This is a genomic window from Sphingomonas sp. AC435, assembly GCF_979253005.1.
The window spans coordinates 1-251 of the sequence record NZ_CEEDCJ010000074.1; the positions used below are offsets into that span (position 1 = coordinate 1).

The 251-nt window shown below is 70.5% G+C and carries 1 pseudogene; it reads left to right on the forward strand.

Annotation, left to right across the window (positions count from 1 at the left end):
• Positions 1 to 251 (forward strand): annotated as a pseudogene (locus AC0CH8_RS19010) (asparagine synthetase B); the annotation flags it as partial.

Consider the following 251-nt stretch of genomic DNA (forward strand, 5'->3'; position numbering starts at 1 on the left):
GCCTCGCGCGCGATCGGTTTGGAGTGAAGCCGCTGCATTATGCGGAACTGTCGGACGGCTGCGTCGCCTTCGCGTCGGAACTGAAGGGGTTGCTCGCGCACCCGTTGCTGCGGCGCGTGCCGGACAGATCCGCGGTCGAGGATTACCTCGCCTACGGGTACGTGCCCGACGACACCTGCCTCGTCGCGGGCGTGCGCACGCTCGCCGCCGGTCATACGCTGCTCCTACGCCGCGGCCACCCGCTGCCCGCG